Raw genomic sequence first — 7,748 nt, 5'->3', positions numbered from 1 at the left:
GTCCGCGGGCGCGGGCCGGGCGTCCGGGTCGCGCACGAGACACCGCTCGACCAGCGGGCGCAGCTCGGCCGGCACCCCCGCCAGGTCCGGGTCGGTGTGCATCGCCCGGTACAGCAGTCCCGGCACCTCGCCTGATCCGAACGGGCCCGCGCCGGTGGCCGCGAAGGCCAGAACGGCGCCGAGCGCGAACACGTCGCTCGCGGGCGTCGCGTCGCGGCCCTCGATCTGCTCCGGGGACAGGAAGCCCGGCGTGCCGATGAACACGCCCGTCGCCGTCAGGTCCACGCCCTGCAGCGCCTTCGCGATGCCGAAGTCCAGCACCCGCGGCCCGTCCCCGGCCAGCAACACGTTGGCCGGCTTGAGGTCGCGGTGCACGAGACCCGTCGCGTGGATCGCCCGCAGCGCCTCCGCGAGCCCGGCGACCAGCCGCCGCAGCGCGGGCACGGGCAGCGGCCCGTGCGAGGTGACCGCCGTGAGCAGCGTCGGCCCCGGCACGTACTCGGTCGCGAGCCACATCCCGTCCGGGTCGGCGTCGACGACCGCCGCGGTCCAGAAGCCGCCGACCGTGCGCATCGCGGCGACCTCGCGGCGGAAGCGCTCGCGAAAGCCCTCGTCGTCGGCCAGCTCGGACCTGATCACCTTCACCGCGACCGGTCTGCCGCCGGGGGATCTGGCCAGGAACACCCGGCCCATGGCGCCGTGCCCGAGCCTGCCGAGCACGGCATACTCGCCGATCTTCGTGGGGTCCGAGGTTCCTAACGCCTGCACCGCCCGCACGATACCGGGGCCGCTAGCGGTAGCTGAGCAGTTCGCGGTGTTCGCCCTCGAAGTGGGCGTGCTCGTTGAACGACAGCAGGCTCACGCCGGACCGGCCGCGCACCACCTTGGTGATGCTGGCGTTCGCCATCGTCCGGTTCAGGGCCAGGAAGCCGGCCGGCGGCGCGCTCGTCAGCGCCGCGCACACCGCGCTGATGACTCCGGCGGAGGTGAACGCGAGCGCGCTCCCGCCGCGCGGCAGGTCGTCGAACATCGCGTCGACCGCGGCCAGCGCGCCACCGGAGAACTCCGCCCAGGTGCCCGACCCGCCCACCGCCGAGCCGCCCTCGATCCACCCTCGCAGCGCGTCGTCCAGCAGCGTCTGGAACCGGCGGGCGGCCGCGGCCAGGTCGGCGAGGTCGCCGGCTTGTCCCTCCGGCACGAGGCCGAGGTGGTCGTACTCGTCGAGCCTCGGGTCCTGTCGCACCTCGACGTCGAGCCCGGCCGCGGGCAGGCACGCCTCGGCGGTCGCGAGCTGGCGGCGCAGCGTCCCGGACCACACCGCGTGCACCGGCACCCGCCGGCGGGCCAGCTCCTCGCCGAGCACGGTGGCCTGCCGCTTGCCGGTCGGGGACAGCACGTCGTAGTCGGCCGAGCCGAACGACGCCTGCCCGTGCCGCAGCAGGTAGATCGCCGCCATGTCAGCCGATCGCCGCGCGGCAGCGGTCGAACAGGTAGCCGGCGAACCGGTTGAGCTGCGCGAAGGCCGGGTTGTGCGTCTGCCCCTCGTGGTAGCGGAAGTAGATCTGCTGCATGATCACCGCGAGCCGGAACTGGCCGAACACCTCGTAGAACGTCCAGTTCGCCGCGGACAGGCCGGTTCGCTCGCAGTAGTAGTCGACCAACTCGCGGCGGGTCGGCATGCCGGGCAGGTGCGAGGGCTGCTTGCGCATCAGCTGCGCCATCTCGTCGTCGTCGGCCTGCGTCCAGTAGGCGAGGCTGCCGGCCAGGTCCATCAGCGGGTCGCCGAGCGTGGCCATCTCCCAGTCAAGCACCCCGACCACGTCCAGCGTGTCCGCCTTGTCCAGCACCACGTTGTCGAACCGGAAGTCGTTGTGGATCACGCAGATCCGCACGTCGCCCGGCTGGTTGCCGGCCAGCCACGCCATCACGTCCGCGTTCTCCGCCACGTCGGGCGTGCGGGCCTTGCGGAAGCGGTCGGACCAGCCGCGCACCTGCCGCTCCACGTAGCCCGCGCCCTTGCCCAGGTCGGCGAGCCCGGCGGCCTCGGCGTCCACCTGGTGCAGCTCGATCAACCGGTCGAACGTCCGGAACGCGAGCGCACGGAGGTCGGGCTCGGTCAGTGCCATCCCCTCGGGCAGGTCGCCGCGCAGGATGATGCCCTCGATCCGCTCCATCACGTAGAAGTCCGAGCCCAGCACGGCCGGGTCGGTGCACAGCGCCAACACGTTGGGCACGTACGGGTACACCGGCCGCAGCCGGCTCTGCACCTCGAACTCGCGGCGCATGTCGTGCGCCGACTTCGCCTTGTGCCCGGCCGGCGGCCGGCGCAGGATCAGGTCCCGGTCCGGGTAGCGCAGCAGGTAGGTCAGGTTCGACGCCCCGCCGGGGAACTGGCGCACCTCGAGCAGCTCGCCCAGACCGTCCACGTTGGACTCAAGCCAGACGCGGACCGAAGCCGTGTCGAACGCATCCTCCTCGCGCACGGCGCCCGGCTCGTCCCGCAGCCCCGTCATGAACCCTCCCGTTCCAATGTGGACCGAAGCCGCGACCAGTAGGTGCGCACCTGCCCGTCCACCAGCCGCGGCGCCAACCGCTTCAGCCGCGCCGAACGGCGCCCGTCCGGGTGGGTCAGCACCAGGAAACGCTTGCGCGCCACCGCGTCCACCACCTGGCCGGCGACGTCCTCGGCGGTCACCGGCGACGAGTCCATCAGCTTGTCCATCAACACGGCCAGGCCCGGGTCGGGGCTGCGCAGCCGGTCGCCGAGGTTGGTGCGGAAGTACGCGGGGCAGACCACGGTGGTGTGCACGCCGTAGGGCTCGAGCTCCAGGCGCAGCGTCTCCGACAGCGAGATCACCCCGGCCTTCGTCACGTTGTAGGAGCTCATCGCGGGCAGGTTCATGATCCCGGCCAGCGAGGCGACGTTCACGATGTGCCCGGCGTGCTGGTCCTTGAACAGCGGCACGAACGTGCGGCAGCCGCGGACCACGCCCTTGAGGTTGATCTCCCAGATCCAGTCCCAGTCCTCGAGCGGGATCCGCTCGAAGCGCCCGCCCGCGCCGACCCCGGCGTTGTTGACCAGCACGTCCAGCCCGCCCCAGTCCGCCTGACAGCGGTCCAGCGCGGCCTGCCACGCGGCGTCGGACGTGACGTCCAGCTCGATCGCCGGCTGGCCGAGCTCCTTGCCCACCGTCTCCGCCGCCGTGAGGTCCACGTCGGACACGAGGACGTCGGCCCCCGCGGCGGCGAACCTCGTGGCGATGGCGCGGCCGAGCCCCGACCCCGCACCGGTGACGGCAACTCTCACCGACTGTCCTGCGTGTAGGGCGCCAGCTCGAATCGGGCCACGAGATTCAGGTGCACCTCGTCCGGGCCGTCCGCGAGGCGCAGCGACCGCGCGGAGGCGTACGCGCCGGCGAGCGGGAAGTCGTCGGACACGCCGGCGGCGCCGTGCAGCTGGATGGCCATGTCGATGACCTCGAGGGCCATGCTCGGCACCGCCACCTTGATCTGCGACACCTCGCTGCGCGCACCGGCCAGGCCCAAGGTGTCGAGCAGCCACGCGGTCTGCAGCACGAGCAGCCGTGCCTGGTTGATCGCGATCCGCGCCTTGGCGATCCGCTCCCGGTTGCCGCCCAGGTTCGCGAGCGGCTTGCCGAAGGCGACCCGGCTGGTGGACCGCGCGCAGGCCAGCTCGAGCGCCCGCTCGGCCAACCCGATCAGCCGCATGCAGTGGTGGATGCGGCCCGGGCCGAGCCGGCCCTGGGCGATCTCGAAGCCGCGGCCCGGCCCGGCGATCACCGCGGACAGCGGCAGCCGCACGTCGGTGAACGTGACCTCGCCGTGCCCGTAGGGCTCGTCCTGGTGACCGAACACCGACAGCATCCGCTCGACCTTCACACCGTCGGCGTCTAGCGGCACCAGCACCATCGAGTGCCGCTGGTGGCGTGCCGCCTCCGGGTCGGTGAGGCCCATGAAGATGACGAAGCCGCAGTTGGGGTGGCCGATCCCGGAGCTCCACCACTTTCGTCCATTGAGGACGATCTGGTCGCCGTCGACGACCGCGGTGGCGGCCATGTTCGTGGCGTCGGAGGAGGCGACCCCGGGCTCGGTCATGCAGAACGCGGAGCGGATCTCCCCGCGCAGCAACGGTGCGAGCCAGCGCTCCTGCTGCTCGGGACTGCCGTACTTGACCAGCACCTCGGCGTTGCCGGTGTCCGGCGCGTTGCAGTTGAAGATCTCCGGCGCGAGTGGCGAGCGGCCCATCTGCTCGGCGAGCGGCGCGTACTCCGCGTTGGACAGTCCGGCGCCGCCGTGCTCGGTGTCGGGCAGGAAGAGGTTCCACAGGCCCTGCTCGCGGGCCTTTCTCTTGAGCTCGTCGACCACGGGCAGCACGGTCCACGGATCGCGCGCCGAACGGAGGGTGCGGTGGTAGTCGGCCTCGACGGGCTCGATCTCCGCACGAACGAAGTCGCCGACGCGTCGCAGGTAGTCGGCCGCCTTGGGCGAGTGCGAGAAGTCCACCCCCTGACCATAGGCGCAAGACGCCGCCCCCGGGACTGGTCCCGGGGGCGGCGTTGGTTACAAAACCAGCTGTGCTACCTGACTCAGGCGCCCGTGTAGAGCAGCAGGTTCGGGGTGTCCGGGCTGGCGTTGGTGATCTTGTCCGGCGTCGCCGCCGCACTCAGACCGGCAGCCACGTCAGCCGGCGCCGCCTCGGGGTTGTTCTGCAGGAACAGCGCCGCGGCACCCGCCACGTGCGGGGTCGCCATCGAGGTGCCGCTGATCGTGTTGGTGGCACCGTCGTTCCAGGACGAGGTGATGTCCACGCCCGGGGCGTAGATGTCGACGACCGAGCCGAAGTTCGAGAACTCGGCCTGGGCGTCGGCGATGTCCGACGCGGCGACGGTGATCGCCTCGGTGACGCGGGCCGGCGAGAAGCCGGAGGCGTCGGCCGAGGAGTTGCCGGCGGCGATCGCGTAGGTCACGCCCGACTCGACGGAGGTGCGCACGGCCTGGTCGAGCGCCTCGTCGGCGCCGCCACCCAGGCTCATGTTGGCCACCGACGGGCCGCTGTGGTTCTGGGTGACCCAGTCGATGCCGGCGACGACCTGCTCGGTCGTGCCGCTGCCGCTGTCGTCGAGCACGCGGACGCCGACGATGCTGACACCCTTGGCCACGCCGTACTCGGCGCCACCGATCGTGCCGGCGACGTGCGTGCCGTGACCGTGGCCGTCGGCCGGGTCGGTGTCGCCGTCGATCGCGTCGAAGCCACCGGTCGCCCGGCCCTCGAACGTCGGGTGGTCGACCATGACACCGGTGTCGATGACGAACGCGGTGACGCCGTCACCCTTGTTGGCGTAGGTGTAGGAGTTGTCCAGCGGCAGGTCGCGCTGGTCCAGGCGGTCGATGCCCCACGACGGCGGGTTGGCCTGGGTCTCCGAAACCGTGAACTTCTGGCTCTGCTGCACGTAGGCGACGTTGCTGTCGGCCGCGAGCTGCTTGGCCTGCGCCTCCGTGGCGGAGACCGAGAAGCCGTGCAGCGCGGTCGTGTACTTGTAGCCGACCTTGGCGCCGTACTCGGCGCTCAGGGTGTCGGCCTGGGTGGAGATGGCGCCGGCCTTGAAGTTGTCCTTCAGCACCACGATGTACTTGCCGTCCACCGCGTTCGCGGTGTCGGCCAGCCGAATCTGACCCTCCTGCGCCTGTGCGGGCATCGCGACGACCGCGGCGACCGCCGCTGCCGCTGCCACGAAACCCACGCCGGCGATCAGCCGGCCCCGACTCATGCGCGTCATATCTAGTAGACCCTTCCTGATCCCCGACAATGTGGACAGTGGCGCCGCATCGGTGCCCCGTGAATGAATCCACACGCCCCTGCCTTATTGATATGCAACTCCTTTGGAAAACCATGAGCAACGTTTGCCACTTGCCATTACTAGGCCGAACGGCGCAATCGCCCTCGGCCGTTCGGGCGTGATGTGAATGCGCTCTCAGTAAGGTCCGTTGTGCAATTGTCTATTTGCTACCCGCCAGTAGACCGATCAGTAACTTGCGGTCTGAACTGGCCTTATGCCGCTGGGAACGCAATCGATGGCACCGGCCGGGCAATTTGCATTCACAATGGTACCGACGCTCGAATTCCCATCACTGGGAATGCAAATTCTGTTTGACACAATTCGAGTTGGACACCCATTTCGACCGGATCCCAAACTATGGGGCCTTGCATCGGTCAAATTGGTGTGATAATGAGCGTCAGCCGATCTCGGCGAGTCTGTCCTTGAGGATCTTGCCGGTGGCGTTGCGCGGAAGCTCGTCGAGGAACACGACGTCGCGCGGCACCTTGTACCGGGCGAGGTTCGCCCGCACGTGCGCGCGGACCGCGTCCGCGTCGAGCTCCGCGTCGGTGCGGGCGACCACGTATGCCTTGAGCCGCTGGCCGAACTCGTCGTCCGGCACGCCGGTCACCGCGGCCTCGGTGACGCCGTCGTGCTCGAGCAGGACGTTCTCGACCTCGCCGGGGAACACGTTCTCCCCACCCGAGACGATCATGTCGTCGTCCCTGCCGTCGATGAACAGCCGGCCCTGGGCGTCGAAGTGGCCGACGTCGCCGCTGGAGAGAAGGCCGTCGATGACGTCCTTCTGCCGGCCGTCGGTGTAGCCCTCGAAGCTCAGCATGCTGCCGACGAAGACCCGGCCGACCTCGTTCGCGCCGGTGACCCGGCGGCCCTCGTCGTAGAGCGCGACCCGGCAGCCGACCGGCGCGCGGCCGACCGTGCCCGGCGCCTCGCGCCAGTCCTGCGGGGTCGCCACCGTGGCGACCGCGACCTCGGTCGAGCCGTACAGGTTGTGCACGACCTCGCCGAACGCCTCGGTGGCCCGGTTGCCGAGCTCGGGGGGCAGCGAGGAGCCGGCGCAGAAGACGATGCGCAGCGACGAGGTGTCGTACCGGTTCAGCACGTCCGGCCCGAGGTCGACGATGCGCCGCAGCATCGTGGGCACCAGCACCAGCGCGGTGGCCTTGTTGTCCTGTACCGCACGCAGCGTCGCCTCCGGGTCGAACCGGCGGCGCAGCACCACGGTCGAGCCGAGCGCGAACGACAGCAGGAACTGGGACAGCCCGGTGCCGTGGAACAGCGGCGCGGCGAGCACCGTGCACTCCCCGACCCGCAGCGGGATGCGGTCGAGGAACTGGGCGGCGGCGAGCGGGGACTTGATCTGGCGGGGCGCGCCCTTCGGCGTGCCGGTGGTGCCGCTGGTGAGCAGCACGAGTCCGCCCGGCTCGGGCGGGCTGGCGACCGGGCGGTCGTCGGTGCTGGTGATCAGCTCGTCCAGGGTCGGCCGGCTCGGGTTCGTGCCCTCGTCGACCCAGGCGAGCAAGCGCGGCAGATCCTCGTCGAGGGCATCGACGAGCTCGGTGAACTCTTCGTCGTAGACGATGGCGGAGACCTGCTCCCGGCGCGCCACGTCGACGAGCTGCGGCTTGGCGAAGCCGGTGTTCATCAGCAACAGCCGGGCGCCGAGCTTGCCGGCCGCGACCATCGTGTCGACCGCGCCGCGGTGGTCGCGGGCGAGCAGGGCGATCACGGAGCCGGCATCGAGCCCGCGCGCGGCGAACGCCCTGGCCAGCGCGTTGGAGCGGGTGTCGAGCTGGTGGTAGGTGAGCGGACCGAGCTCGTCGACGACGCCGACGGCGAGGTGGTCCCGGCGCGCCGCGACGTGGGCGGCGCCGGCGACCGGGCCGAGCC

The 7,748-nt window shown here is 70.8% G+C and carries 7 protein-coding genes; all 7 read right to left on the bottom strand.

What is annotated here, in order from left to right; translation table 11 throughout:
• Positions 1-768: serine/threonine-protein kinase (locus ACRDSK_RS29585; RefSeq protein WP_431444648.1), on the bottom strand; the 768-nt coding region annotated here is incomplete at its 3' end.
• Between the two features lie 22 nt (positions 769-790).
• Complete coding sequence (locus ACRDSK_RS29580) at positions 791-1,456, bottom strand: histidine phosphatase family protein (protein ID WP_431444647.1); 666 nt, start codon at positions 1,454-1,456, stop codon at positions 791-793.
• A gap of 1 nt (position 1,457) precedes the next feature.
• The gene (locus ACRDSK_RS29575; protein WP_431444646.1) at positions 1,458-2,513 is read right to left on the bottom strand and encodes a phosphotransferase family protein; all 1,056 of its coding nucleotides are present in this window, start codon (positions 2,511-2,513) and stop codon (positions 1,458-1,460) included.
• Entirely contained in the window at positions 2,510-3,307 is a 798-nt protein-coding gene (locus ACRDSK_RS29570; protein ID WP_431444645.1) for an SDR family oxidoreductase, read from the bottom strand. The genes ACRDSK_RS29575 and ACRDSK_RS29570 overlap by 4 nt, the downstream gene beginning before the upstream one ends.
• Positions 3,304-4,524: an acyl-CoA dehydrogenase family protein gene (locus ACRDSK_RS29565; RefSeq protein ID WP_431444644.1), complete on the bottom strand. Its 1,221-nt coding sequence runs from the start codon at positions 4,522-4,524 to the stop codon at positions 3,304-3,306. The genes ACRDSK_RS29570 and ACRDSK_RS29565 overlap by 4 nt, the downstream gene beginning before the upstream one ends.
• Before the next feature lie 83 nt (positions 4,525-4,607).
• Complete coding sequence (locus ACRDSK_RS29560; protein WP_431444643.1) at positions 4,608-5,798, bottom strand: S8 family peptidase; 1,191 nt, start codon at positions 5,796-5,798, stop codon at positions 4,608-4,610.
• A gap of 457 nt (positions 5,799-6,255) precedes the next feature.
• The coding region (locus ACRDSK_RS29555; RefSeq protein WP_431444642.1) for an acyl-CoA synthetase at positions 6,256-7,748 on the bottom strand (1,493 nt) is incomplete at its 5' end.

The organism is Actinophytocola sp., from assembly GCF_050699915.1.
In the GTDB taxonomy this organism is placed as follows: domain Bacteria; phylum Actinomycetota; class Actinomycetes; order Mycobacteriales; family Pseudonocardiaceae; genus Actinophytocola.
The sequence above is the reverse complement of the archived record's forward strand: the minus strand, read 5'-3'. Positions and strand labels throughout refer to the sequence as shown.